General features: G+C 38.2%; 26 protein-coding genes and 1 tRNA gene. 9 read left to right on the top strand and 18 right to left on the bottom strand.

Annotated features, from left to right (window positions below; all coding sequences use genetic code 11):
- Positions 1-122: 122 nt before the first annotated feature.
- Genes RUH74_RS06255 through ytkD form a run of 3 tightly spaced genes read right to left on the bottom strand, consistent with a single transcriptional unit; the run spans position 123 to position 2,702 of the window.
- Positions 123-1,394 (bottom strand): MFS transporter, encoded by a 1,272-nt coding sequence (locus RUH74_RS06255; protein WP_313799416.1) that lies wholly within the window; start codon positions 1,392-1,394, stop codon positions 123-125.
- A gap of 36 nt (positions 1,395-1,430) precedes the next feature.
- Positions 1,431-2,219, bottom strand: a complete 789-nt coding sequence (locus tag RUH74_RS06250; protein ID WP_313799415.1) for an AraC family transcriptional regulator — start codon at positions 2,217-2,219, stop codon at positions 1,431-1,433.
- 21 nt (positions 2,220-2,240) lie between these two features.
- Positions 2,241-2,702 (bottom strand): RNA deprotection pyrophosphohydrolase, encoded by a 462-nt coding sequence (ytkD, locus tag RUH74_RS06245; RefSeq protein ID WP_313799414.1) that lies wholly within the window; start codon positions 2,700-2,702, stop codon positions 2,241-2,243.
- A 222-nt stretch (positions 2,703-2,924) separates the two neighbouring features.
- Between ytkD and RUH74_RS06240 the strand changes: the two genes are divergently transcribed.
- Positions 2,925-3,797, top strand: coding sequence for a DUF6612 family protein (locus RUH74_RS06240; protein ID WP_313799413.1), 873 nt, complete (start codon positions 2,925-2,927; stop codon positions 3,795-3,797).
- A 40-nt stretch (positions 3,798-3,837) separates the two neighbouring features.
- On the opposite strand, the gene RUH74_RS06235 is transcribed toward RUH74_RS06240, so the two are convergent.
- Positions 3,838-4,164, bottom strand: coding sequence for a hydrolase (locus tag RUH74_RS06235; RefSeq protein WP_313799412.1), 327 nt, complete (start codon positions 4,162-4,164; stop codon positions 3,838-3,840).
- A 200-nt stretch (positions 4,165-4,364) separates the two neighbouring features.
- Between RUH74_RS06235 and RUH74_RS06230 the strand changes: the two genes are divergently transcribed.
- The gene (locus RUH74_RS06230) at positions 4,365-4,622 is read left to right on the top strand and encodes a DUF6154 family protein (protein WP_313799411.1); all 258 of its coding nucleotides are present in this window, start codon (positions 4,365-4,367) and stop codon (positions 4,620-4,622) included.
- An 80-nt stretch (positions 4,623-4,702) separates the two neighbouring features.
- On the opposite strand, the gene RUH74_RS06225 is transcribed toward RUH74_RS06230, so the two are convergent.
- The gene (locus RUH74_RS06225) at positions 4,703-5,140 is read right to left on the bottom strand and encodes a Dps family protein (RefSeq protein ID WP_313799410.1); all 438 of its coding nucleotides are present in this window, start codon (positions 5,138-5,140) and stop codon (positions 4,703-4,705) included.
- 142 nt (positions 5,141-5,282) lie between these two features.
- On the opposite strand from RUH74_RS06225, the gene ytzI reads away from it, so the two are divergent.
- Positions 5,283-5,435 (top strand): YtzI protein, encoded by a 153-nt coding sequence (ytzI, locus tag RUH74_RS06220; RefSeq protein ID WP_313799409.1) that lies wholly within the window; start codon positions 5,283-5,285, stop codon positions 5,433-5,435.
- A gap of 37 nt (positions 5,436-5,472) precedes the next feature.
- Here the strand turns inward: ytzI and RUH74_RS06215 are convergent, their stop codons facing one another.
- Positions 5,473-5,946 (bottom strand): S-ribosylhomocysteine lyase, encoded by a 474-nt coding sequence (locus RUH74_RS06215; RefSeq protein WP_313799408.1) that lies wholly within the window; start codon positions 5,944-5,946, stop codon positions 5,473-5,475.
- A gap of 155 nt (positions 5,947-6,101) precedes the next feature.
- Between RUH74_RS06215 and yidD the strand changes: the two genes are divergently transcribed.
- The gene (gene yidD, locus RUH74_RS06210; protein ID WP_313799407.1) at positions 6,102-6,341 is read left to right on the top strand and encodes a membrane protein insertion efficiency factor YidD; all 240 of its coding nucleotides are present in this window, start codon (positions 6,102-6,104) and stop codon (positions 6,339-6,341) included.
- Here the strand turns inward: yidD and RUH74_RS06205 are convergent.
- Positions 6,338-6,901 (bottom strand): beta-class carbonic anhydrase, encoded by a 564-nt coding sequence (locus RUH74_RS06205; RefSeq protein ID WP_313799406.1) that lies wholly within the window; start codon positions 6,899-6,901, stop codon positions 6,338-6,340. The genes yidD and RUH74_RS06205 overlap by 4 nt on opposite strands.
- A gap of 218 nt (positions 6,902-7,119) precedes the next feature.
- On the opposite strand from RUH74_RS06205, the gene RUH74_RS06200 reads away from it, so the two are divergent.
- Both RUH74_RS06200 and RUH74_RS06195 read left to right on the top strand, forming a co-directional pair.
- Entirely contained in the window at positions 7,120-8,076 is a 957-nt protein-coding gene (locus tag RUH74_RS06200; protein WP_313799405.1) for a metal ABC transporter solute-binding protein, Zn/Mn family, read from the top strand.
- 134 nt (positions 8,077-8,210) lie between these two features.
- Complete coding sequence (locus tag RUH74_RS06195; RefSeq protein ID WP_313799404.1) at positions 8,211-8,369, top strand: DUF1540 domain-containing protein; 159 nt, start codon at positions 8,211-8,213, stop codon at positions 8,367-8,369.
- A 43-nt stretch (positions 8,370-8,412) separates the two neighbouring features.
- Here RUH74_RS06195 and RUH74_RS06190 read toward each other — a convergent pair whose 3' ends face one another.
- The 5 genes from RUH74_RS06190 to RUH74_RS06170 all read right to left on the bottom strand — a co-directional run bounded on the left by RUH74_RS06190 (position 8,413) and on the right by RUH74_RS06170 (position 14,950).
- Entirely contained in the window at positions 8,413-9,915 is a 1,503-nt protein-coding gene (locus RUH74_RS06190) for an o-succinylbenzoate--CoA ligase (protein WP_313799403.1), read from the bottom strand.
- Positions 9,916-10,063: 148 nt separating this feature from the next.
- The gene (gene menB, locus RUH74_RS06185; protein WP_313799402.1) at positions 10,064-10,885 is read right to left on the bottom strand and encodes a 1,4-dihydroxy-2-naphthoyl-CoA synthase; all 822 of its coding nucleotides are present in this window, start codon (positions 10,883-10,885) and stop codon (positions 10,064-10,066) included.
- A 59-nt stretch (positions 10,886-10,944) separates the two neighbouring features.
- Positions 10,945-11,802, bottom strand: coding sequence for a 2-succinyl-6-hydroxy-2,4-cyclohexadiene-1-carboxylate synthase (gene menH / locus RUH74_RS06180; protein WP_313799401.1), 858 nt, complete (start codon positions 11,800-11,802; stop codon positions 10,945-10,947).
- Complete coding sequence (gene menD / locus RUH74_RS06175) at positions 11,802-13,547, bottom strand: 2-succinyl-5-enolpyruvyl-6-hydroxy-3-cyclohexene-1-carboxylic-acid synthase (RefSeq protein ID WP_313799400.1); 1,746 nt, start codon at positions 13,545-13,547, stop codon at positions 11,802-11,804. Before menD ends, menH begins: the two co-directional genes overlap by 1 nt.
- Positions 13,544-14,950 carry an isochorismate synthase gene (locus RUH74_RS06170; RefSeq protein WP_313799399.1) on the bottom strand — a complete coding sequence of 469 codons (1,407 nt, stop codon included), beginning with the start codon at positions 14,948-14,950 and terminating at the stop codon, positions 13,544-13,546. The genes menD and RUH74_RS06170 overlap by 4 nt, the downstream gene beginning before the upstream one ends.
- 451 nt (positions 14,951-15,401) lie before the next feature.
- Between RUH74_RS06170 and RUH74_RS06165 the strand changes: the two genes are divergently transcribed.
- The gene (locus RUH74_RS06165; RefSeq protein WP_313799398.1) at positions 15,402-16,334 is read left to right on the top strand and encodes a 1,4-dihydroxy-2-naphthoate polyprenyltransferase; all 933 of its coding nucleotides are present in this window, start codon (positions 15,402-15,404) and stop codon (positions 16,332-16,334) included.
- 141 nt (positions 16,335-16,475) lie between these two features.
- Positions 16,476-17,315: a dimethylarginine dimethylaminohydrolase family protein gene (locus RUH74_RS06160; RefSeq protein WP_313799397.1), complete on the top strand. Its 840-nt coding sequence runs from the start codon at positions 16,476-16,478 to the stop codon at positions 17,313-17,315.
- On the opposite strand, the gene RUH74_RS06155 is transcribed toward RUH74_RS06160, so the two are convergent.
- The 5 genes from RUH74_RS06155 to glgB are packed head-to-tail and all read right to left on the bottom strand — an operon-like array spanning position 17,300 to position 25,239.
- A complete protein-coding gene (locus RUH74_RS06155; protein ID WP_313799396.1) occupies positions 17,300-19,705 on the bottom strand; it encodes a glycogen/starch/alpha-glucan phosphorylase in 2,406 nt (801 codons plus the stop codon). The genes RUH74_RS06160 and RUH74_RS06155 overlap by 16 nt on opposite strands.
- Positions 19,692-21,146: a glycogen synthase GlgA gene (gene glgA, locus RUH74_RS06150; protein ID WP_313799394.1), complete on the bottom strand. Its 1,455-nt coding sequence runs from the start codon at positions 21,144-21,146 to the stop codon at positions 19,692-19,694. Before glgA ends, RUH74_RS06155 begins: the two co-directional genes overlap by 14 nt.
- Positions 21,143-22,171, bottom strand: a complete 1,029-nt coding sequence (locus RUH74_RS06145; RefSeq protein WP_313799393.1) for a GlgC family sugar phosphate nucleotidyltransferase — start codon at positions 22,169-22,171, stop codon at positions 21,143-21,145. Before RUH74_RS06145 ends, glgA begins: the two co-directional genes overlap by 4 nt.
- Positions 22,172-22,214: 43 nt before the next feature.
- Entirely contained in the window at positions 22,215-23,366 is a 1,152-nt protein-coding gene (locus tag RUH74_RS06140) for a glucose-1-phosphate adenylyltransferase (protein WP_313799392.1), read from the bottom strand.
- A complete protein-coding gene (glgB, locus tag RUH74_RS06135) occupies positions 23,284-25,239 on the bottom strand; it encodes a 1,4-alpha-glucan branching protein GlgB (RefSeq protein WP_313799391.1) in 1,956 nt (651 codons plus the stop codon). Before glgB ends, RUH74_RS06140 begins: the two co-directional genes overlap by 83 nt.
- A gap of 220 nt (positions 25,240-25,459) precedes the next feature.
- Between glgB and RUH74_RS06130 the strand changes: the two genes are divergently transcribed.
- Positions 25,460-25,657 carry a hypothetical protein gene (locus RUH74_RS06130; RefSeq protein ID WP_313799390.1) on the top strand — a complete coding sequence of 66 codons (198 nt, stop codon included), beginning with the start codon at positions 25,460-25,462 and terminating at the stop codon, positions 25,655-25,657.
- 278 nt (positions 25,658-25,935) lie between these two features.
- On the opposite strand, the gene RUH74_RS06125 is transcribed toward RUH74_RS06130, so the two are convergent.
- Positions 25,936-26,007: transfer RNA gene (locus RUH74_RS06125), tRNA-Glu, on the bottom strand.
- Between the last annotated feature and the right edge of the window lie 59 nt (positions 26,008-26,066).

Raw genomic sequence — 26,066 nt, 5'->3', positions numbered from 1 at the left:
TGTTCACCTCAGCAAGATAATCGTTTCCTTATTCACTTAAAAAAATGAAGATTCAAACTTTATTTAATAAAAAGGATTTCATTTTTACAAAGAATATTCTTAAATAAAATGAATTTCTCTTTTTAAGCTTTGCGGGACCATATCACAACAGGGATGAGAACTAAGGATAAAAGTCCTCCAATCAAAGATAGTGTGGCATAACTGGTATTCGCTACTACCATCCCTGATAGTGCACCGCCAGAAGCTCCTGCTAATGCAATAAAGACATCAAGTGTACCTTGAGTTTTCGCACGTACAGATGGTTCTGTAGAGTCAACGATTTGAGCCGTACCGCTAATTAAGCCAAAGTTCCATCCCAATCCTAGTAAAATAAGCGCAATGATTAACAGAATCATTGAATTCCCTGGTGCAAATGCGGCTAATAATCCGGCAGATAATAATGTAATACCCGAGGCAATGCTCATTGCTGTTCTTCCTACTTTATCTGTAAGGACACCTGTGATTAGAGAGGGAAGATACATAGCACCTATATGAAAGCCGATAACCGTTCCAACTTCAGCTAGACCATGGCCATGATGTTTCATATGTACCGGTGTCATAGTCATAATTGCAACCATAACAATTTGAGTAAGAATCATCACAGTGGCTCCTACTATTAGACCTCTTCTATTAACGGCATGTTCAGCAATATCTACTTTATTAATAGGCTCATATTCTAATTTATAAGCCGCTATCCTGTTTGCAATCGTTAAGGGGTCGGGACGCAGCATAATAAAGAGAATCAAACCTGCTAAAATAAATGCAGCAGCGGATAATATGAATGGACCAGCAAGTGATGGAACACCAATAAGACTAGCAAATTCCCCCATCACTTCTACTAAGTTTGGACCTGCAACCGCCCCGAATGTTGTCATAACCATCGTTGTACTAACAGCCGTTGCTCTTTGTTTCTTGTTTGCTAAATCCGTTCCTGCATAACGGGCTTGTAAATTTGCCGCAGTTCCTGCACCATAGATCAGCAAAGATGCAAATAATAAAATGACACTATTCACCATTGCAGCAATCACAACTCCAACTGCCCCGAGTCCCCCAACAATAAAACCTGCTGATAGACCCGTACGGCGTCCATATCGTTGAGAAAGCTTTCCTATAATGAAGGCTGAGCCAGCGGAACCTAAAGTAAGTAAGGCTACTGGCACTCCTGCATAAGCATCAGTCCCCAGCATTTGTTGTGCCAATAGGGCACCTACAGTAACTCCTGCAGCAAGCCCTGCACCACCAAAGATTTGTGATAGACATACTACGAATAACACTCGTCGATATAGCTTTTTTAGCTTTTCTGGTGAATCGATATAACTTTCAATTGAATCTAGTTGTTGTGCTTTAGGGAACACGTTAAAACACCTTCTCAAATTTATTTGTTTGCCTCTTTAACGTATATCTGAAGGATTCTTTCCTGTATACTTTTTAAACTGTCTGCTAAAAAAATGAAGATCATTATAGCCAAGAGCATCTGCTGCTTCTGTTACCGTCATACCCATGTTATGGAGCAGGTGCTCTGCACGATTAATCCGAGAGCGTACAATATAGTTCCTAACTGTATGTCCAATAATCTCTTTAAATTTCAGGGAAAAATAGCGTGGAGAAAGATTCGCCCTGATAGCTAAACTTTCAATTGTGTGAGGATCACCCGGATGCTCCCTGATAAAATTGGCGATTTCTCGAATCGTTTCCAAAAGGTCATTGCTCGTATGCTCCAGCTGCTTATCTATTTCCCGTTCTTCTCTTAACAGGTGAATCATTAGTTGCTTTAGAATCAGCTTTGCCTCCATTTCAGCTCCGAAGGTTTTTACCAAAAATAACCGAACATAACGTGTTAGCAGGGATTCAAAAGGGATTGAATCTTGAACAATCCGATAAGTTATTGGCACCAATTCAGGGATTTTCATCAAGTCAAAATGGATATAGCTTAGTACTAATGGATTTTGCGGATCATGGGTAGCTGTCGTCCAATCGCCAGGCTTAAATAGAAAACAGCTTCCTTTATGTACATCGTATCTTTTTCCATTAAGAACCACAGTCCCTTTTCCGCTCCAAACATAAAACAAATCATAATTAGGAAGTGGTTTATTTCGCTTCCTCCATTTCCAGTTCGGCTCGCATTGGATCGTCGCAAACGCTGGTAATAAGATAAAAGCATCCGGATTGATGTGCAGCATAGATTCCCCCCCTTTCTACTCCTATCCCTCTATTTTTAAAATACTCCTCTCGACCACTTCATCTTTCATTATAAAGCTGTATTCGTCCCCCCACCTTAAATCTAAAATATTTCCTTTAATAAGTACGGGTCCTTTTGTTTCAAAATAATGCAGATTTTCGCTAATCTTATCTACTTCCCCATAAAAAATAGCCTTTACAAAGGTCTTTTCGTTCAAAGACACCTCATATTCACCGATGAATTCCAGCTGCTTTAGCTCGGCTCCAGTTTCCTCCAGTACTTCTCGGCGTGCCGCCTCTTCCAATGTTTCTCCTTTTTCAAGCTTCCCTCCAGGAAACTCCAGCCCTCTTTTCTTATGCTTTGTAAGCAGCCATTCCTTGCCTTTCTTACAAATAACAAGGACATGTTCCGGCTGTTTATCAAATGCATGTGGAATAAATGATAATTTGACCAATCCACCATTTGCATCCATAAATATTTCCATCAAAATACCTCTTTTCCTCTTCCTTCATTTGATTATACAGTGAATTAAATTTTGTGACTAATGACATCTTCCATATTTTTCTTATATGAAAAAAGGATCATATTACATTTTTTTGAAACTTTGCCTATTTTTTTATCGTAGAATAAGAGGGTAAGAGAAACAGAACCTTTTATCCATACGGAATGGTTTTTCTTATTTATTAATATTAAAGGAGTGCTTATTTTGAAAAAATCGCTTTCCATTCTTGCAGGCTTCTTTTTAGTATTTATGTTAGCTGCTTGTAATCAAACAGCCAAGCCTGTGAATGAGCCCGTAAAAGACAATGAAAAAGCTTCAGAAACTGAAAAAGCGGAAGAAAAAGCTTCCGAACTGACGCTTGAAGAAGTAATGAATAAATCCACAGAGGAATCAGAAGGCTTAAAAAGCTTTTCTGTAAAAATGGATTTAACACAGGATATGACTGATCAAGAAGAGCTGAATGTCCAAACGAACTCGGTTATTGATATGAACATCGTCACAGAACCAATGGCATTCTATCAAAAAATGACAATGTCCATGGGAGAAGAATCAGAAAGCTTTGAAACAGAAAGCTATTTCTCAGATGCTGGGATGTTCTTTTATGAACCGTCCAACAGTCAGTGGATGAAATTCCCACAAGAAATGACAGATACATTCCTGCAAATGTCTGGTAAACAATCAAATCCAGGTGAAGAGCTAAAGAAATTACAGCCATTCATGGAAGATTTTACTTTTGAGCAGGATACAAATAATTATATACTTAAATTAAAAGCATCAGGCGATAAATTTAATGATTTCATTAAGGAAACTGCTGTCCAGCAATTACCGCCTGAAATGGCTGCTGAAGATGTTCTAAGTAACATGAAAATCAATGCGGTAGCGTATGAAATACTTATCGATAAAAAGACTTTTTATCCAGTAGCATTAAATATGGATATGGATTTTGAAATGACGATCGAAGGTCAAACCATTGGCATGAAGCAAAAAATGAATGGCCAATATTCTAATTATAACAACATTGAAGCAATAACTGTTCCGCAAGAAGTAATTGACTCGGCAGTTGAAATGGGTATGTAATTTAACGGAAATCGGCAATTAGCCGATTTCCTTTTTTCAATTATTGGCCTTCTTCATTCAAAATTCCCATATTTTCAATATGTTTTTTTGCTTCTTCGTCACCAAGCTGATAAATCAGTCCGTATACTTTCTTGATTTTACTGTCATACTCATCATTTGATTTATCATTGTGGTATTCTATAAATGGGACATGGGCTCGCCAAAATCCCGCCCACTCTGTTCCATAATTCTGATTAAAATACTCCCGTAATGTATGAATTTCATTATCTGTCGCTTCAATTTTGAAGTCCCATGGGGAATCTGCTGCACTTTGAGAGATTTGTCCATGTGCGACAGTTATATAATACGTTTTCTTATTTTGTTCCATCCTGTTCAGCCCCTTTTCGTCATTACTTATCGTTTCCCACATTTAGATTAAAAATATGCGAATTTACGATCATTCTTATGAAAATTACATATACTAAATTTAATCTAAAAAAACAAAGCTCAGGCGATTAATTTTTATCATCAAGGGTATTAAAAAAGTATACAATAAAAGAAATAAAAACGAAGGCAGGGGGTGAAGTTATGAAAATTATTGATGAGCTCTATGAACTATATCGGAATAAGCTAACAGGGGACGAAGAGGATATTGACATGCTTGCTTTCGCTTTTTTAGAAGAAATGAAACGAGAGGATTTACTAAGCATGATTAACGAATTAAATAACCAGGAGCTATACAATTTAATGGGAATCTACTTAATTGAAAGCTTAAAGGGGAAGTTTGCAAGCGAGGATTACAGACAGCCTCGCAATCCTAATCTTCATCAGCGGAATATACATTAATAATGATCAAATTTTATACATAAAAAAGGATGGTTCATGAAGGCTAGTTGCCCTATAATGAACCATCCTTTTACTATGATCTAACCTAAGTATGCCTTTAACATCCAAATATGTTTCTTTAGGCTTTGCTTAATGGCAATGAGCATATCACCGGTGCCTTCATCATTTGCTTCTTCTGCTAATTGAATGCCTTCTTGCAGCTCGTCCGCCATTTTAACAAAATCTGCACAAATGGTTTTAACCATGTCTTCCTCTTTTTCTTTTCCAGTAGCCTCTTCGATAGATGCCATTTCAAGACATTCTTTCATGGTTGCCACCGGGCTTCCCTCAAGGGATAGAATTCTCTCTGCCAATTCATCAATATGCTGATTGGCTTCGTTGTACAGCTCCTCGAATTTCTCGTGCAAAGTAAAGAAATGTCTACCTTTGATATACCAATGGTAATTATGAAGCTTTACATACAATACCGTCCAATTGGCTACTTGCCTATTCACAGATTGAATTAATTTTTCACTCATATAAAATCATCCTCCCATTTTTATAGTACCCTGAGATCAGATGAGCTAAACACAATAATGTTTTTATACGGCAAAAGAAAATCAACCATCAAATCAAACTGTTTTCATGTTAAACTATGTGTAATAAAAGGAGGTTTGAATCATGGTTTCCATTCTAGCTATTTCGATAGTTATTATAGCAATTGTTATTTTTCTTTCTGTTATTACAACCTCTAAAGCCTATACGTATAAGCATACGGTTGATCCAATAGATGAAAAAACTCACGATCAAGATAATGATAAAAAGCCTTCATAAAAAAACCGGACTGCAATCAGTCCGGTTCTTCTGCTTTTTATGCAAATACTTGTTTCAAGTCTTCCTTTGATTGCTCAAGCCAGAAACGCATTAAACGTTTCGCCCCATCTAAATCATGAAGCTTAGCTTGACCGCATTGCTTTTCATTTGCTGCTGGGATGTCTGTAATTTCAACTGCCGCTTTCATCGTTTCATCGAGTAGGTCTATGATTTCCTCAACGGTTGGCTCTCCGCTTACAACTAAGTAGAAGCCTGTTTGACATCCCATTGGAGAAATGTCAATTATATCAAAGTGATTATATTTTTCCGAATACGTACGAATATTGAAAGCAAGAAGATGTTCTAATGTATGAATCGCATCAGGCTTCATTGCTTGTTTATTTGGCTGGCAAAAACGAATATCGAACTTATTTACAACCCCATCTGTTCCTACTTTGTGAACTCCGCAATGTCTAACATATGGTGCTTTCACTGCATTATGGTCTAATTCAAAGCTTTCAACTGAAGGCATGTATGTCCACTCCTTTTTCGATTCTCTCTCTATTGTAACTTAAATTCCGACTAATTTCATCAACAAAATAAGGAATTTGTTTTTTTCGACTAATACATAATTGTATGCTATCTTTTATGTGAGTATTCTTTCGAAAAAAGATTGGAATGATAAGCATGCTAAAAAAAATAATGATTGGTTTCATTCGCTTTTATCAAATAGTCATCTCCCCGCTAAAACCTCCAACATGCCGATTCTATCCATCCTGCTCTCATTATGGACTAGAATCAGTTAAACGCTTTGGAGCTCTTAAAGGAGGATGGCTTGCTATTAAAAGAATTGTAAAATGCCACCCATTTCATCCTGGTGGTTTTGATCCCGTCCCAGAGAAATTGCCAAGGAACAAAGAAAATTAGCCTTCATATCCATTAACTACTAAATCTAATTTTCCGGTTTCAGGGTGAATAACCAGTCCGTGAACAGGAACATCGTTAGGCATAAGTGGATGCTTTTTTACCATTGAAACACTATGGGTAACACTCTCTTCCACATTATCAAATCCTTTAAGCCATTCTTTAACATCAACGCCTGAATACGCAATTGTATCTAAAGCTTCTTCAGACTTTCCTCTTTTCCTCATATGTTCCATAATGCCATCCGGCTTCATTCCACTCATTCCGCAATCATGATGACCAATGATTAATACCTCATCAGCCTGAAGCTCGTAAACAGCTACAAGTAAGCTTCTCATAATACTTCCAAACGGATGTGTGACAAGTGCTCCAGCATTTTTGATAAGCTTTATATCCCCGTTTTTAACATTTAAGGCTCTTGGAAGCAGCTCTACAAGACGGGTATCCATACAAGTAAGTACAACCATTCGTTTATTTGGCAGCTTTGTTGTTGCGAACTCTTCATATTTTTTTTCTGCTACAAATTCATGGTTAAATTCTAATATTTCTTCAAGTAGTTTCATATGATTTACTCCTAACTTTTTTATTTCTATATTTATAAGGATACAAAATACTTTTCATACAAACAAATTTAACACTTGATTTTCACCACTTTTTTTTGTAAAATTACCTTTGTGAATCGTAATGGTTACGGAATAACTTGATATTTAAGGATGAAAAGTTATTTTTTTTATTATTAAATCGTAACAAATACGATTTGTTGAGTTAGAAAGGGGAAAATATGAAAAAAATTGTATTTATTTTTATACTAATGATAAGTATGCTTTTAGCTGCATGTACGAATGAATCAAAGGATGAACAGAAAGACAATGGCAAGCTTTCCGTTTATACAACCGTTTATCCATTACAGTATTTTACTGACCGAATTGGTGGGGAATATGTTGAAACAAAAACTATTTATCCGCCTGGAGCTGATGAACATTCTTTCGAGCCTACACAAAAAGATATGACAAAGCTTGCAGATGCTGATCTGTTTATATTTGTCGGTCTTGGGTTAGAAGGTTTCGTAGATAAAGCTCAGAAAACGTTAAAAAATGAAGAGGTAACCATGGTCGGAGCAGGGGAAAAGATTCATTTTGACAAAGTTCAAGCTCACGAAGAAGATGAACATGAAGATGAGCACAGCCATGAAGATGATGGTCATCACCATGGAGATATGGATCCTCATGTGTGGATCGACCCAGTGTATGCAAAAGATTTAGCAGCAGCTATCAAAACTGCCTTATCCAATAAACTGCCTGAACATAAAGATGAGTTCGAAGCAAATTATAGTCTATTGGCAGATGAGCTTGACCAATTAAATAAAGACTTTGAACAAACCATTCATGAGGCAAAACATAAAGAAATCATCGTATCCCATTCCGCATTCGGCTATTGGGAGCAGCGCTATGGCATAAGCCAAATCAGTGTTGCAGGCTTAAATTCCGCGAATGAACCAACCCAAAAGGATCTCGAAAAGATCATTGCTGAAGGAAAGAAACACCAATTAAAATACGTATTCTTTGAACAAAATATTAGCTCTAAGCTTACGGAAATTATTAAGAATGAGCTTGGCGCAGAGCCGCTTGTGCTTCATAATCTATCCGTTTTAACGGATAAAGACATCAGCAATGAGAGTACTTATTTTTCAATTATGAAAGCAAACTTAGCTGCACTAAAAACGGCATTAAATGACTAATTTCCAGTTCATCCTTCAATTGGAATGAATCCTAAGCAGCAATCTGCCACAAGCTAAAATAGGTGGAAAGACCCCGCCGTGTTTTTATCGAATCGATGCAGAAGCAAATTCTGCACAAAGAGGAGTGAAGCAGAGTGGCAAAAGATGTATTATGTGAGGTCAATAATTGTACATTCTGGGAAAGAGGAAATAAATGTGGCGCTGAACAAATTTACGTAGTCAGCCATAAAGGGGATACGGCAGAAAACAGCCGTGAAACAGATTGCAAAACCTTTGAACCAGAATTTACTTAATTGTCCAGTTAATTATTCATGAAGTATAGACAGGATTTGCGTATTAGTTGCAATCCTGTCTTTTTAATTCCTCTAAATGCTGCCGCAGTTCTCTCCGTAAAATTTTCTTAGCAGCATTTCTTGGGATATGATCGATGATGTACAATTGTTTTGGCACTTTATATTTTGCTAATTTCTTAAGGCAAAATGCGGAAATTTCATTTTTATTAATCCACTTAGTTTTTGTAGATATAAAAGCTACAGGGACTTCCCCCCATTTTTCATCTTTCACACCTATTACACCTGCATCAACTATGTCTGGATGAGAAACAAGTACACCTTCAATTTCAGCAGGATATACATTTTCCCCGCCTGAAATAATTAAGTCTGACCGTCGATCCAGAACATATAAGAATCCTTCTTCATCTAAATAGCCAATATCTCCAGTTGACAGCCAGCCATCAACTATTTTTTTAGATGACTCTTCCTCCCGATTCAAATACCCTATCGTTACATTTGGACCTTTTACAATAATTTCGCCTGCTGCTGTACCACTTGCTTCATCCCCATTTTGTGCCATAATCTTTAATTGAGAAGGAAAAAGCGGTTTCCCTGCAGAGCCCAGTTTACTTAAACTATATTCTGGTGAAAGCGTCACGATTTGGGAGGCGGTCTCTGTCATGCCATACGTTTGGAATACTGGTATTTCCTTCACCTTACAGTTTTCAAGTAATGTTTTTGATGCTGGTCCGCCTCCTAAAAGCATACAGCGAAATTCTGCGGGCAATCTGCGATCTCCTAGCTCTGCCTCGATTCGAATAAGCATCGTGCTCACCACAGACATAATTGTTACTTTTTCATTTTGAATCGTTTCAATGACTTCTTTTTCATTAAATGTTTCCTGAATCACCATTCTCATGCCATAGACCATGCTCCGAATAAGAATCGAATACCCACTTATATGAAACAACGGAACAACACATAACCAGCAATCTTTTTCCGAAAGTCCAAGGTTCAATGCTGAACCAACCGCACTCCACCAATGATTTCCATATGTTTGCAGTACTCCTTTTGGGTGCCCAGTTGTTCCAGATGTGTACATAACGGTACAAACATCATCCAGACTAATTTCGGCTGCAATCATTGGCTCAATGAAATCGGCTGCAAACAACTCTTCTTTTAGGATTATTGACAAATTTGGCAGTAAATGATTAATTTCTTCTTTTTTCGGTGCAAAAGCATTCTCCGTAATTAATTGGACTGCCTTTGAATCATTCAATTGCCAGGCAATTTCCTCGCCTGTTAACCGATTATTTAAAATGACTGCTTTTACATCAAGCAACTGAAAGGCTAAATAAACAAATGCTGTATCTGCATGATTACTTAGCAAAACACCTGCATAGTCTCCTCTTGCTAACCCAAGCTGGGATAGTTGGCCAGCAATTTGATAAGATTTCTCGTATACTTCTTTAAAACTATATGTTTCGTTCTTAAATTGAATGGCAGGCCTGTCTGGTGTGAGGAAGGCTCTCTTAAATAGAAGATTTGGCATCACTTGATTTGCCATTTGTACACCTCATTTATAAAAATCCAATATATACTTCCACTAAACTGCTTTATTTTGCAAATAGACTTTTTGATGTTTAAAGAACTCATTTAGATAAAAACAGCCTGATGGCATGACCATCAAGCTGCAATAAAGGTTCATTTTTTCATTAAGGGAAACGAGGGAACTGACCAAAATCTGGCTTGCGCTTTTCTTTAAATGCATCGCGGCCTTCTTTTGCCTCATCTGTAGTATAGTAAAGCAATGTCGCATCTCCAGCAAATTGCTGAATACCTGCAAGTCCATCTGTATCCGCATTAAATGCAGCTTTTAAGAAGCGAAGAGCAGTTGGGCTTTTTTCTAGCATTTCTTCACACCATTTAATGGTTTCTTCCTCTACTTGATCAAGAGGAACAACCGTGTTCACTAGGCCCATATCTAATGCTTCCTGTGCATTGTACTGACGGCATAAATACCATATTTCACGAGCTTTTTTATGTCCGACAATTCTAGCTAAATACCCGGAACCATAGCCTGCATCAAAGCTGCCAACCTTTGGCCCTGTTTGACCAAATACAGCATTATCTGCGGCGATGGTTAAATCACATACAATATGTAATACATGTCCTCCGCCAATCGCATATCCTTTAACCATTGCGATAACTGGTTTTGGAATGACACGAATTAGGCGCTGCAAATCAAGCACATTTAAGCGTGGGATTTGATCATCCCCCACATAGCCACCATGTCCACGAACAGACTGATCTCCACCTGAACAAAATGCTCGGTCTCCTGCACCCGTTAAAATGATGACTCCAACATTTGCATCATCACGTGCATAAGCGAATGCATCAATTAATTCCATAACGGTTCTCGGTGTGAACGCATTATGTTTTTCAGGACGATTGATTGTAATTTTTGCAATCCCGTTGTATGTTTCATAAATTATTTCTTCATACTGTTTTCCAGCAATCCATTCTACTGCTGACATAACGGAATCCTCCTTTATACGTATATTTCGTTCTTCTCTCATTTAGATGGGCTTGTCGCCTATTCTTTTTCATTAGACAAGAATTCACTTACTATTGTACCAAATATTTTTGGTTTCTCCACATGTATTGCATGGCCACAGTCAGAAATCGTTATTCTGCGCGCATTTTTCATTGTTGCTTGCATTCTATCAGCGATCAGACAAAATTTTTCATCGAGACTTCCTGTAAGCAAAAGAAAAGGCATTGAAAGCTCATCTAGCTTACTCCACCATGAAGGCTGAGAACCCGTTCCCATCCCCTTAAGACTGTTAACTAGTCCAATCTGAGAATTTGCTAAGCGCTGGTTTCTCATTTCGACTCGAATATTTTCAGCAAGTCTCTTTTGAGTGTTAAATAGTGGAATGTTCTCCCAATACTCAATAAAGGCAGGGATCCCCTCTTCTCGAATTCGTATAGCAAGGTTTTCATCTTGAATGCGTCTTGCAGCCTGCTGTCCTTCTTCTTCAAGACCAGGAGAAGCGCTCTCTAGAATTACCTTTCCTACCTTATTAGGATATTTAAGTGCGAACGTTAACGCAAGTCTGCCTCCCATTGAATAGCCTAAAATATTGGCCTGTTCAATTCTCATTTGTTCAAGGATCAAATCAATGTCTCTTGCTGCAGATTCGATCGTATATCTAGAAATATCAGCTGGGGCATCCGTTTTTCCATGTCCAACGATATCAATCGCAAACACATTTCTGATTCCCTTTAAAAAGGGCTTTAGTTTTCTCCAAGAATAAGCATTTCCTGTAAATCCATGAAGCAAGACTAAAGGCGGCAGATTTACTTTATTTTCAACAGTTATATCTCTACACTTAGGCTCCATCTCCCATACGTCTACATGATAAGTAAGTCCATTAATGTCAAAATTCATCAGCATTTGCCATCCAGTAATCGACCTATTTCCCGGGAAACCGCATCCCATAATTCGCGATGCTCAACGATATTTCTGTCTCTATTGGTAGTAATTTCCGTCACCCTTAAACCGGACATTTCGGAATTAATTACAGTTGAAAAATGTACCCAATCGGAAATCAATTCATAGTGTCCTCCGTACATTTTTACAATATGTTCAAATTGCAAATCTAATGGCGTTCCAAACAATTTTTCAAAGTTTTTTGGATGGCTTGCCTGTGGAAGAAATGAAAAAATCCCTCCCCCATTATTATTAATTAGGAGAATATGAATATTGATTCCAAACTGCTTTGCAGCAATTAGCCCATTTAAATCATGGAAAAAGGTTAAATCCCCTAGAACTAAATAAAGTGGCTGAGAACATGTTCCCGCCCCTAAAGCTGTTGAAATTACCCCATCAATGCCATTTGCTCCTCGATTCGCCATGACTCTAATCGATTTGTTATTAAAATGAAAAAAGGTATCTAAATCACGTATTGGCATGCTGTTGCCAACAAATAAGGTTGCTCCATCAGGGAGCGTATCAGCTAACTGGTAGAATAATTTGCCTTCACTTAATACATCGAGCTCACTGATGGCTGCTAATTGATGGCGCGTTAATTGATTCATTTCTTCCCACTGTTGGAAATAACTCATATCATTTGTCTGACTAATAAAAGGGATGACAGATTTACAGAACAGTGATTCCTCACTATAGATCATTTCAGAAGATACCATGCCTGGATCGCGCCATCCACCGCCGCCATCAACAACAAATTGTCGGACGTCATGATTTTCCTTGAGAAAAATCATTAACGGCTTAGACACTGGCATGGCACCAAACCGGATAATAAATTCTGGCTTTAAGGTATTCTTGGCGTCCTCGTTCTTTAAAAAGGTATCGTATGTATCTATGATATGAGTTCCGTCATGTTTTCCACTTCTCAATTGAGATAGTGGATCCGCAAGAATGGGAAACTGAAGCTTCTCTGCCAGTTTTGTTACTGCTTCTGCAAAACCTTCAGAATCAATCGGTCCACAAACAATTATTCCTTTTTTATACACGCTTATGCTTTCTGCTATATCTTTGTATTGTTCATCACCTAAAACTAGATCACCAGACTGAATCTTCACATAACCGTTGGAACGCTCAAACGGTTCAAATAAATCTTCTCGATCCAGTTGCGGGATTAATGGCTCTCTAAATGGAAAATTCAAATGCACTGGTCCAGCCGGAGAACGAAGCGCAGTACTCGCAGCCCTCGCACAAACCGTACGTGCATACCGAATAATTTCCGTAGAATCTTCCGGCGGCGCCATTTCCACAAACCATTTTACATGGTTGCCATATAAATGAATTTGATCGATTGCTTGTGGTGCCCCTACATCCCTTAATTCATGCGGACGGTCAGCAGTCATAACGATTAAAGGCACTCTAGCAATATTGGCCTCTACAATAGCAGGGAAATAGTTTGCAGCTGCTGTTCCTGATGTACATAAAATTGCAACTGGTTTTTTTGAAGCCTTTGCAATACCTAATGCAAAAAAGGCAGCAGAACGTTCGTCTACATGTATATGTACACGAAGTTCAGGATGTTCTGCCATAACCATTGCCATCGGGGTAGATCTAGAACCAGGACTTACAACTACATCCTTTACCCCATTCTTATATAACTCGGATACAAATGCTGCAATATAAGAAGTTAAAGCTTCTTGATGATTCATTGATTATTCCCTCCAAGTGCTGTTAGCATCGGTCGAAATTTAATTTTCGTTTCCACGTATTCACTTTCTGGGTCAGAATCTTCAACAACCCCACAGCCAGCAAAGAGAGAAGCCTCATCTCCTTGAATCAATCCCGATCTGATCGATACGGCGAATTCCCCATTTCCTTTATAGTCCACCCAGCCTAATGGGGCACCATAAAACCCACGATCCAGTTCCTCTACTTCTCTTATCTTCTCGACAGCCTTCGCTTTTGGCAATCCTCCCAATGCAGGTGTTGGATGCAAACGATCAACTAATAAAAGCAAGGACGTATCTTTTTTCGCCTTTCCCATTACCGGGGTGTATAGATGCTGAATATCTCTCGTTTTTAGCAGTTGGGCCTTATTAGGCATAGTAACTTCTTCACATACCTCTTTCATAGCCTCTTTAATCATTCGAACAACATATTCGTGCTCAATAATATTTTTCGGATCTGCTAACAATGTATCCCCCAGTACCCTGTCTTCCTCTTCAGTCTTCCCTCTTGCAATGGAGCCAGCAAGACAGGTCGTGAAAAAGCTTGACCCATTTTTTTTCACAAGACGTTCTGGTGAAGCACCGATAAAGCAATCCCCATTCGATTCAAATGCAAAAATAAAGCTCCCGCCCTGAACTTTAAGTAAATTCATTAGAACTTGTTCCACCTGAATCGTTTGACTAAATTGCAATCTAGTTTCTCTTGCAAGTACAACTTTATTTAACGCTCCTTGTTTTAACACATTGACAACCGCTGCAACAGTATCCTTCCATTTTCCAGGATTGATTTCACTTTCATTTATAAGTTCATATTTCTCTTGATATGTGTTATCTGCAAGTGCCGTAAATAAGTTTCTTCTTTCCGTTTGTAAAGCCTCTGCAAGAGAAGGATCATCATGTTGTGTACATACAATATTTGTTGTAAAAAAAGCCTTTCCATTTATTTCACTGTACATAAATTTGGGAATATGAAAGAGAGAGTCTGAATATTTGGACCATAGTTTTGTTTTCTCTTTATAAGGATCAAATGAAAAGCCTCCAAACATTAAAGGTCCAATTCCATTCAGGTGGTATGGATTATTTATAATCCCATCTTTAATAAAGCTTTGCCATTCTTCTTCCACAAGAAAAAAGCGGTCAGCCGCCTGATCCGATTGAATTTGTTTACATATTCCAAGGCCGATAATAAAAGTTTCATCGGCTGGGTCTTTCCAGAAAAAACGCTCCCCTAAAAAAGGCTCGTGTCCTGCTGCGAAAAAAGTAAGAGGTTCTATATGATTAATTTCCTGCACTTCACTTACTAAAACTGGTTTAGATAAGGCCTTTGCCCTCTCAATCGCTTTCAGGATTCCTTCTTTTAGTTCCGTTTCTTGTATCGTAACCAAAAAAATCCCTCCAACAACAGCGTTTAGCTGTTATCCATCGTCTAAGCTAATTTTAACATACACTTCTTATCATTCAAATGTCAATGATCGTACTCACTCATGGCTGTTTTCTTATATAAATAGAACGTAGATTTGGAACAAAAAGCAATCGCTTCCAAAAACACCAACTATTAAAATATAAAAACATTAGTATCCTGCATTTTGACAGAAGAAGGAGTTATTCGATATAATAAATAGGTTTGATAAATCAGAAATGCGGAAGCGTCTCGCTCAACCCCGACAAGCACAAGACGAGACTCTTGGAAAGGTATTGTTTACCTTCCCGGGAGGATTGGCTTGTGACCTCGAGGGGGTAGATGCTGAAGCTAGACAATACCCAGATACCAAGGTTATATTTCCATCATCTTGAACTAATTAATCTTTTAAATATAGATAACAAGGGGAGAGTTAGATGCAACCACAGACGCATACGAATGTTCCGCCTTCTAATTCGAAAAAAACTTGGAAGGTTTGGTGGCAGCAAACGAGACCACATACACTTACCGCATCTTTTGTACCTGTCTTGCTTGGAACAGCATTAGCTATGTACGAAACAGATCTTCATTTTGGATTATTTTTGGCGATGTTACTTGCCAGCTTACTTATTCAAGCTGCAACAAATATGTTTAATGAGTACTATGATTATGTAAGAGGACTGGATACGGAAGATTCCCACGGTATTGGTGGGGCAATTGTCCGTGAGGGAATCAAGCCAAAAACCATTCTGAATGTAGCCCTTTCTCTTTACGGTATTGCTCTATTACTGGGAATTTATATTTGCAGCAGCAGCAGCTGGTGGCTTGCACTTGTTGGCCTCTTCTGTATGCTAATTGGCTATTTATATACAGGCGGTCCGCTGCCAATCGCCCATACACCTTTTGGTGAAATCGTATCCGGATTTTTTATGGGAATGATCATTATCCTAATTTCATTTTTTATCCAAACCGGTACTGTTACTTCTACAAGCGTTTTAGTTTCGATCCCTATTTTTATTCTTGTTGGGGCCATCATGCTTTCGAACAATATCCGTGATTTAGATGGTGACAAAGAATTCGGCCGGAAAACACTAGCTATTTTAATCGGCAGAAATGCTGCAATTAAATTACTTGCAGGAATGTTTATTATTTCCTATGCATGGGTTTTTATCCTAATTGCGTTAAATATTATCTCTCCATGGCTTGCTATCGTTGTGTTAAGTGCGCCGAAAGCGATTAAAGCAACGAAAGGATTTATCGGCAAAACCATTCCAATCCAAATGATGCCTGCCATGAAAGCAACAGCACAAACAAATACGATTTTCGGATTTTTATTGTCTATTGGTCTTTTCATCGGTTACTTCATCTAAAAATACAAAAAGCCTTTGCGTTCATGCAAAGGCTTTTTTTTTCATCATGATTTTGCCAAAAACGTTCATACTAAAACACATACGTCACCCTCATCTTGCAGGTTTATAAATTTAATTAAAATCCTACCGGGAGGATCAGTGATGACTGCCGAGAGCCATACTATTTTTTGTCATACAGAATACAGCACGCTTCAAAAAGTTGTTTTATGCGAACCAAACTATATGTCTATAAACGACCCCAACCACAAGGAATTTAGGGATGTATCAATTAATATTGACCTCGCAATAAAACAGCATAAACATTTTATTCATGCACTAAAAAGTCATGGAGTAGAAGTGGTTATTCTTCCACCTGACAAGGCTTTCCCTGATCAAGTATTCACTCGTGATATCGGTTTTGCTATCGGCAATAGGATCTATGTTACCGAAATGAAAACATATCTTCGGCAAGGTGAAGAAGCCAGCCTTATCAAATGGCTGAAAAAGGAACAGATCCCTTTTCATCAATTAATCGGTGTAACCATTGAAGGCGGTGACGTAATGATTGATGGAGAAACGGTATATATCGGAATTAGCAAACGGACAAATTTGCTAGCAGTAAGGCATTTGCAATCCATTCTGCCTAAATATGAAGTTATTCCAGTTCCATTTAATGATGCATTCCTTCATCTTGATTGTGTTTTTAATATTTTATCACCTGAAGAAGCATTAATATGTTCGAATGAAATAAATAGTAAACAAGTCCAGCTTTTGAAATCCCGTTACGATTTAATTGAAATGACAAAAGAAGATCTGCTCAACCATTCCGCCAATGTCCTTTCTATAGGCAATAAAAAGGTTTTTAGTATGCCAATAAATAAAAATCTGAACAAAAAGCTTCAATCAAGAGGCTATGAGGTCATTGAAGTAGATATCTCAGAAATCACCAAATCCGGCGGGGCATTTCGCTGCTGTTCACTGCCTCTTTATAGAAGTTTATAATTTTGAGTTATGTTCCAGATATCTTTTGCATATTCCTTAATCGTTCGATCACTGGAAAAATAGCCAGAGCCAGCAATATTCATTAAGCTCATTTTTTGCCAATGATATCGATCTTCATATGCTTTCCCAGCCTGATTTTGTATCGCCACATAGGAATCAAAGTCCCTAAGGACAAAATATTGATCATTTTCTATGAGCAGAGAATCAAAAATCGGTTCAAACTCATTCTCTAGGTCTGGAAAAAAACCACTTGTTAGCTGATCGATTACCTGACGGATTCTCTTATCGTGAAAGTAATATTCCATGGAATGATAGCCGCCATTTTGTTCATAATTTAATACTTGCTCGGCAGTGAGTCCAAAAATAAAAAAATGGTCAGCCCCTGCCTTTTCCTTCATTTCAATATTTGCTCCGTCGAGTGTCCCTACGGTAATCGCCCCATTCATCATAAACTTCATATTCCCTGTTCCAGATGCTTCTTTACTAGCCGTTGATATTTGCTCACTTATATCTGCAGCAGGGAATATTTCTTCTGCAAGTGATACTCGGTAATTTTCTAAAAAAACTACCTTTAGCCTTTCATTTGTGCGAGCATCCTTATTTACCTTATCAGCTACAGAATGAATCAGTTTAATTATTTTCTTTGCATAATAATAGCCCGGAGAAGCCTTCGCACCAAAAATAAACGTACGTGGGTGCATCTGAAAGGATGAATCCTCCGTTAGCCTATTATATAAATACATCACATGCAGAATATTCAAAAGCTGTCTTTTGTAAGCGTGCAGACGCTTCACTTGAATATCAAATATCGATTCAGTATTTATAGACATTCCTGTTTGCAGCGCCATCCTGTCAGCAAGCCTTCGTTTATTTCGCTGTTTAACTTCTGAAAGCTGCTCAAGAAATGAGATATCCTCCTTAAATCGCGCCAACTCGCATAAATGCTCAGGCTCACGAATCCATTTATCTCCTATTCCATCGGTTATTAATTTTGCAAGGGGTGGATTTGCTTTTAATAACCATCTTCTGTGGGCAATTCCGTTTGTTTTATTATTGAATTTTTCCGGGAAAATACGATAAAAATTGGTCATTTCCCTTTTTTTTAAAATTTCTGTATGAAGCGCGGCTACCCCATTGACACTATAACTGCCTACAAGTGCAAGATGAGCCATTTTTATCTCATGATGGGCGATTATAGCCATACGCTCAATACGCTGCCAGTCACCAGGATACTGATCCCAGAGCATGCGGCAAAAGCGTTCATTGATTTCTTCTACGATCATGTAAATACGCGGCAACAATGGCTGGAAAATTCGGACTGGCCATTTTTCAAGTGCTTCGGATAAGGTTGTATGGTTTGTATAAGAGATCGTATTGATAGTGATAGCCCACGCATCATCCCAGCTCATGCCTTGCTCATCAAGCAAAATTCTCATCAGCTCGGGAATTGCTAGAACTGGATGCGTATCATTTATATGAATCGCTACATGCTGAGGAAGTAGATTCAGATCGCCTATTTGTTTTCGAAAGGATCGAATAATCGACCGGATACTTGCTGAAACTAGAAAATACTGCTGCTTTAATCGCAATATTTTCCCCTTATCATGTGTATCATCTGGATATAGAAATTCAGACACAGACTCGGTTTCCCGCTTATATGTTAAAATATCCTGATGTATCGGAAAAGGAGAAGGTTCTGCATTCCAGAGCCTGAGCGTATTTACTGTTTCCGTTTGAAACCCTACAATAGGCAGATCATATGGCACGGCTGTAATCTTTTCTGCATGTTCATGGCGAAATACCAATTTCTCATTTTCCACCTTCATCTCTACATTTCCCCAGAAAGGAACTTCAATCGCTAAATCTGCTCGTCTTACTTCCCACACATGCCCATGTCGAAGCCATTGTTCTGGAAGCTCAACTTGATAGCCATCAACAATTTTCTGTTCAAACAACCCATGCTTATACCGGATTCCGCAGCCATGCCCTGGAAAATTTAATGAAGCTAATGAATCCATAAAGCAAGCCGCGAGTCTCCCTAATCCTCCATTTCCAAGGCCAGCATCAGGTTCAATTTCTTCAAGTTCATACAGATCGATTCCTAAATCTTCGAGCCCTTTCTTAACCAGTTCCACAAGTCCCAAATTTACTAAATTATGATGAAGCAGCCGTCCAAGTAAAAATTCTATTGATAAATAATAAACCTGCTTTCCCTTTGCCGTACGATAATGCTCATTCGTATTGATCCAGTTCGTGCTAACATATTCTCTGATCATATTGCCTAATGTAAAGTAATGATCCCGTTTCGTGCTTTCACTAAAGCTCTTTCCACACATCATCTCAAGCTTTTTTAGGAAGTTTTCTTTAAACTCTTCTTTATTTGTAAACATGAATCTCCCTCCTTGAGATGAGCTCTGAATATAGCTGTTTATATTTTTCTGCCGATTGCGCCCAGCTATAATTCATTGCCATCGCATGTTGCACAATATTTCTCCAGCATGCTTCATCCCAATAAAAACGAAGAGCTCTCTCAATCGTAAAAAGCATATCATGAGCATGATAATGACTAAATGAGAAGCCATTTCCCTCCCTACTTTGTTCATTGAAAGAAAAGACCGTATCATTTAGTCCACCTGTTTCTCTTACAATCGGAACCGCTCCATACCTCATAGCAATCATCTGGCCAAGCCCACAAGGCTCAAACTGAGATGGCATAAGAAATAAATCAGCACCTGCATATACTTCATGTGCAAGCCCTTCGTCAAAGCCGATATATGCTTTACATTTATGCGGGTAAGCTGCTTCCATTTGTTGAAAAAAATGCTCATATTCATCGTCACCCGTACCAAGAATGATGAGTTGGATGTCCTTCGCTATCAATTCACGAAACACATGTTTAACAAGATCAATGCCTTTCTGCTTCGTAAGCCTTGTGATCATTGCAATCATTGGCGTTTTCTCATTAATTGGCAAGCCCAATCGTTCCTGTAAATGACATTTATTTACTCGTTTATTTGTTAAGTCATTCCAACTATAATTTTTAAACAAAAAGGGGTCTCTTTCTGGATTATATAGCTCCAGATCGATTCCATTTAGAATCCCTTCTAAATCATGTGACCTGCACTGCAATAACTCATGAAGCTTTTCTCCATATGCACCTGTTTGAATCTCTCTTTTATATGTAGGACTAACCGTTGTGATTTTATCAGCAGCAACGATTCCTCCCTTCATATAATTAATACACCCATAAAACTCCAAATAGTCTATATGGAAGTATTCTTCTTTTAGTCCAAATAACTCTTTAAGTGACTCTCTCGGCATGATCCCTTGGAATAGCAAATTGTGAATCGTAAATACGGTTTGTATACATTCATAGCCTTTCTTCTCTTTGCATTCAAATTTTAATAGAAAAGGAATCATCCCTGTATGCCAATCATGACAATGAATGATATCCGGCTGAAAATTAATATGTGAAAGTGAATCTAATACTGCCTTGCAAAAAAAAGCGAATCGTTCGCCATCGTCAAAATAGCCGTATAATTCTTCACGCATAAAATAATACTCATTGTCCACAAAATAATAGTGAACCCCTTGGAATGCCAATTCTTCTATTCCGCAATATTGTTTTCTCCACCCTACTTCTACCGTGTATTCTGCCTTCTTGTTCATACGAGCCTTTAGATTATTATCTATTAATCCGTATTTCGGCAAAATTACTCTAATATCCATTCCTTGTCTAGCTAATTCCTTCGGTAATGCCCCAGCCACGTCTGCTAGCCCTCCAGACTTTGCAAAAGGAATACATTCGGATACAGCAAATAATACTTTCATATATTCATCAGCGCCCCTTGACCAGTACCCTTACAAATCACATGTGGGGACGTGCTTGAACCTGTCAACACGGTTCCTGCTTCAACCCTGACGTCCTTGTCTATGATTACTGAATCTAATACACAATGGTTGCCAATCTGGCACTTCTGCATGATAATACTATTTTTCACTATTGCCCCTCTGCCTATCTTTACGGCACGAGAAATAATACTATTTTCAACAGTGCCTTCCATTTGGCACCCATTAGCTATTATTGAATGATGAACAGCTGCTCCTCTTAAATAGCGAGTTGGCGGTTCATCCTTTACTTTTGTAAAAATCGGATGATCCTTTTGAAAAAGCCTATTCCATACTTTAGGAGTAAGGAGGTCCATACTTGCTGCAAAATATGACTCTATGGAATCAATCATTGCAACATATCCATGATAGTCATACCGACATATTCGATAGGTATGATAAATGTCTGTGACTACATCACTCATACAAGTATATCCTGTCTTTTCCCTAGTCTGAATAAGGTCAATCAGTAATGTAGTTTTAACCAAATACATTTGCATTGACTTGCCTAAATGATAAATTTCCGTAATATCACAGCCGGTTTGTATATGTCTATCCAATACTGGCCTGAAATCCATATTAGATACAGTAAAGCAATTAGTAATTAATGCATACTCCTGTTTACTGCGTTGAAAGTAATCCAGATTCGCCGAAAAATGACTGAAAGATCCAATCCCCCTGCGTATTCCTTCTATAATGGATGTAGGGAAGAAGAACAGCCCATCTCTTTTTCTATTTAAATCCCAATCCTTTCCTGAACCAAGATGATCCATAAGGGAACGGTATTGAAACTTTGGAAAGATCGCTACACTTTCAATATTGGCATTCACCATGTTCGAGAGAACAAAATCTATGAGACGATATCTTCCTGCAAAAGGAATAGCTGCAAGTGAACGGTGGATCATTAGCTCCTTGAGCCCTTCATGATAGGTAGTCGCATCAATTACACCTAGAACCCGTTTATTCAAATTTTCTCCTCCTTATTAGACTTGCTTATCCTCGACAAACAAACTAAACCATTCTATTAATCTGCATGATCTCCTCAAGCATTTCGTCTGATAGGAGTATAATTTCTTTCGATTTCCTTACTACCGTTCCATCTGGGATAACCATATTTGTTGGGATAATAGCATTTTCAATGAAAACATTTTGACCGATTTGTGCATTAGGCATGACAACCGTTTCACGAATAAATGAACCCTTTCCGACAGATACCCCTTGAAAAAGAACAGACCTCTCAATATCCCCCTCAATCATGCACCCTTCATTGATTAATGACTCCTCTATGTTTGCGAGCGGTGAAATATATTGAGGCGGGTGATTTCGGTTAACCGAATAAATACGCCAGTCGTAATCAAATACATTCAATTCACATTCTTCATTCAATAGATCCATATTTGCTTCCCATAGACTTTGTACCGTACCTACATCCTTCCAATATCCCTTAAACGGATAGGCAAATAGCCTCTTATCTTCCTTTAACAGCAGTGGAATCACATCTTTTCCGAAATCATGGCTTGAAGTCGACTCTTCATTATCCTTCTTTAAATATTCCTTTAATACGGACCAATTAAAAATATAGATCCCCATGGAAGCAAGGTTGTTTATTGGAGCATCTGGCTTTTCTACAAAATCAATAATTCTCATCTCCGCATTCGTATTCATAATACCAAACCTGTTTGCTTCCTCCCACGGAACTTCAATAACAGAAATTGAGACATCTGCATCTTTTTCGATATGGTATTCAAGCATGCACTCATAATCCATTTTATATATATGGTCACCTGACAAAATCAATACATATTCAGGATCATACTGCATTAAAAAATTTAAATTTTGATAAATGGCACTAGCTGTTCCGTTATACCACTTTACTTCAGATGATTCACTGTACGGCGGAAGTACCGTCACTCCGCCATTTCTTCGGTCTAAATCCCATGCACTTCCAATGCCAATATAGGAATTTAATATGAGAGGCTGATACTGAGTAAGAACACCGACCGTATCAATGCCAGAATTCGTACAATTACTCAAGGTAAAATCGATAATTCGATATTTTCCTCCAAATGGAACGGCAGGCTTAGCTAAGTTCTTCGTCAATGAGTGAAGCCTGCTTCCTTTTCCACCAGCTAATAGCATGGCTACGCACTTTTTCTTGCCCATTTATATTCCTCACCTTTCCTTGATTAACAGGACATAATATGGATATTCCAAATGGAGGAATGGTCATTTTCAAAGAAAATGGTTTTCCATGGAATGCAATATGTTCTGCTTTTATCTGATAGGTATTAATTAAATGAGAGCCGCCAAATTGATCCTGATCACTATTAAATACTTCTTGGTAGAAGCCTTCTTGTGGTACGCCAATCTGGTAGTTATGATACGCACATTCCGTGAAATTACAAACAACTACAAGCTGATCCTTTTCTGCTTTCCCCTTCCTTATAAAGGAAAAAATTGATTGCTGATGGTTATGTACATCAATCCATTCAAAGCCTTTACTTAGGGAATCTAATTCATGAAGCGGTTTGGATCGTTTATACAATGAGAGCAGCTTTTTTACATAGACATTCAACTTTTGATGCATGGCATAATCAAGTAGGTTCCAGTCAAGTTGTGATTGGTCCTTCCATTCATCGAACTGGCCAAGCTCAAATCCCATGAAAAGTAACTTTTTCCCTGGATGTGCCATCATTAAGCCTAGCAGCAGGCGATATTGTGCAAACTTTTGCCAGTAATCACCGGGCATTTTATTTAATAATGATTTTTTCCCATGAACCACTTCATCATGGGAAAGCGGAAGAACAAAGTTTTCTGTAAAAGCATAGAGTAGTGAAAAAGTAATCTTTCCATGAAGATGCTTACGCTGATCTGGAGATGCTTCCATATATGTTAGAATGTCGTTCATCCACCCCATATTCCATTTATAATTGAAACCCAGCCCTCCATATTGCACTGGAAAAGTAACTCCTGGCCAAGCTGTCGAGTCTTCTGCCATAAGCATGAATGAGGGATCATACGTTAGTACCGTCTGATTTAGCTTTTTTAAAAATCGAGTTCCATATGGGTTGTTCTCTCCATAGCGATTTGGCCAGTAAAGAATATTAGAAACCGCATCGATTCGAAGACCATCCATATGGTAATACTCCATCCAAAATCGTGCATTCGAAATAAGGAAACTATGAACTTCTTTTTTTCCCAGATCAAAATTTGCTGTACCCCATACTACATTTTCTCTGTCAGCATGTGTTTCATATTCATATAGAGATGAACCATCAAATTGAAACAATCCATGCTTATCCCTACAAAAGTGACCGGGAACCCAATCTAGGATCACTCCTATTCCCTGTTGATGACATTGATCAACGAAATGCATAAATTCCTTTGGTGTTCCATATCTGCTTGTCACTGAATAATATCCAGTCCCCTGATAGCCCCATGATTCGTCGAGCGGGTGCTCAGTTACGGGCAATAACTCAATATGGGTGAATCCAAGCTCCTTTACATATGGGATTAATTCCGCAGCTAGCTCTTTATAAGTTAAAAAGCTCCCATCCTCACGTCTCCTCCACGACCCCATATGTACTTCATAGATTGCCATTGGTTCTGCAAGATGGTTCCTTTCCCGCCTTTTCTTTAGCCACTCGCAGTCATTCCATTCATAGCCTTCTAACGAGTATACAATAGAGGCCGTTCCCGGTCTTACCTCTGAAAAGAAGCTAAAAGGATCAGCTTTTAATAGCCTTCTGCCATCTTGTGTAATAACCTCATATTTATATATGCATCCCTGCATATCCCTTTTTACAAGAATGCACCAAATCCCTTCATTATTTACTCTATGTAACTGAAAGCGTTCTCCATTCCAGTCATTAAAATTTCCAACTAATCTGACAGATTGGGCGTTTGGAGCCCAAACACAAAAACGCGTATGTGTTCTTTCATTTTCCCTAATCAAGTGTGCACCAAAGAGACGATCACTCTCATACAGTGTTCCCTCATGAAATAAGTGCATTTCATAATCAGTTACAATATTCATTACGCCCTTCTCCCATATAGCTTTTTATTGATCTTCATGAATATATTCGTTTGATTATAAAATTAACCTTGTATACACCTACTAAATTTAATGACAATAACTGAAATGAATGGATATAAAGTGGGCGGATTCTAACCCATTCACCTGAATTCGACATAAAATCAACTAGTTGCAGACAAACTAAGACAAGTGAAATTTTTAAGAAAGGTGGAATAGCGCGATGAGTAATAAAGAGGAAGAGTACTTAATTCATGAAGCAGCTAAAAATGAGATAAAAACTCCTTTATTTGAAGCACCAGATGGAAAAATACTTGCAGTTGGAGATTTATTCAGGGGACCCTCTACTGGAATTACATCTAATATTGACTTGAACAATCCAGGAAAACGGCTAGAGGAAAGAGATGTTAAGTTCGATTAGCTATTTGTTGCCAGACATAGTAACCTTTTCGTATTTATAAGCATATTTTCGATATAAATCTAGCTTATACTGAATGTAACGCTTGCATTTCGATTTATTATGGGAGGTGCTGGCAATTATCAAGCAATTTTTTTATTTTATCTAGCATGTTATTGAGTTTATCGAGCAACATTTTTGTTTTATCTAACATTTGCCGAAAGTTATCGCGCATTTGGTCTTTTAAAAATCCTAATGGACGAACAAAAAGCTGCCAACTTATAGTTGACAGCTTTTTGTTATGACCCCTACGGGATTCGAACCCGTGTTACCGCCGTGAAAGGGCGGTGTCTTAACCGCTTGACCAAGGGGCCAGCATATGGCGGAGAAGGAGGGATTTGAACCCTCGCGCCGGTTACCCGACCTACACCCT

It is taken from the genome of Cytobacillus sp. (genome assembly GCF_032154635.1).
In the GTDB taxonomy this organism is placed as follows: Bacteria; Bacillota; Bacilli; order Bacillales; family Cytobacillaceae; genus Cytobacillus.
This window is presented reverse-complemented; position numbering and strand designations above follow the sequence as displayed.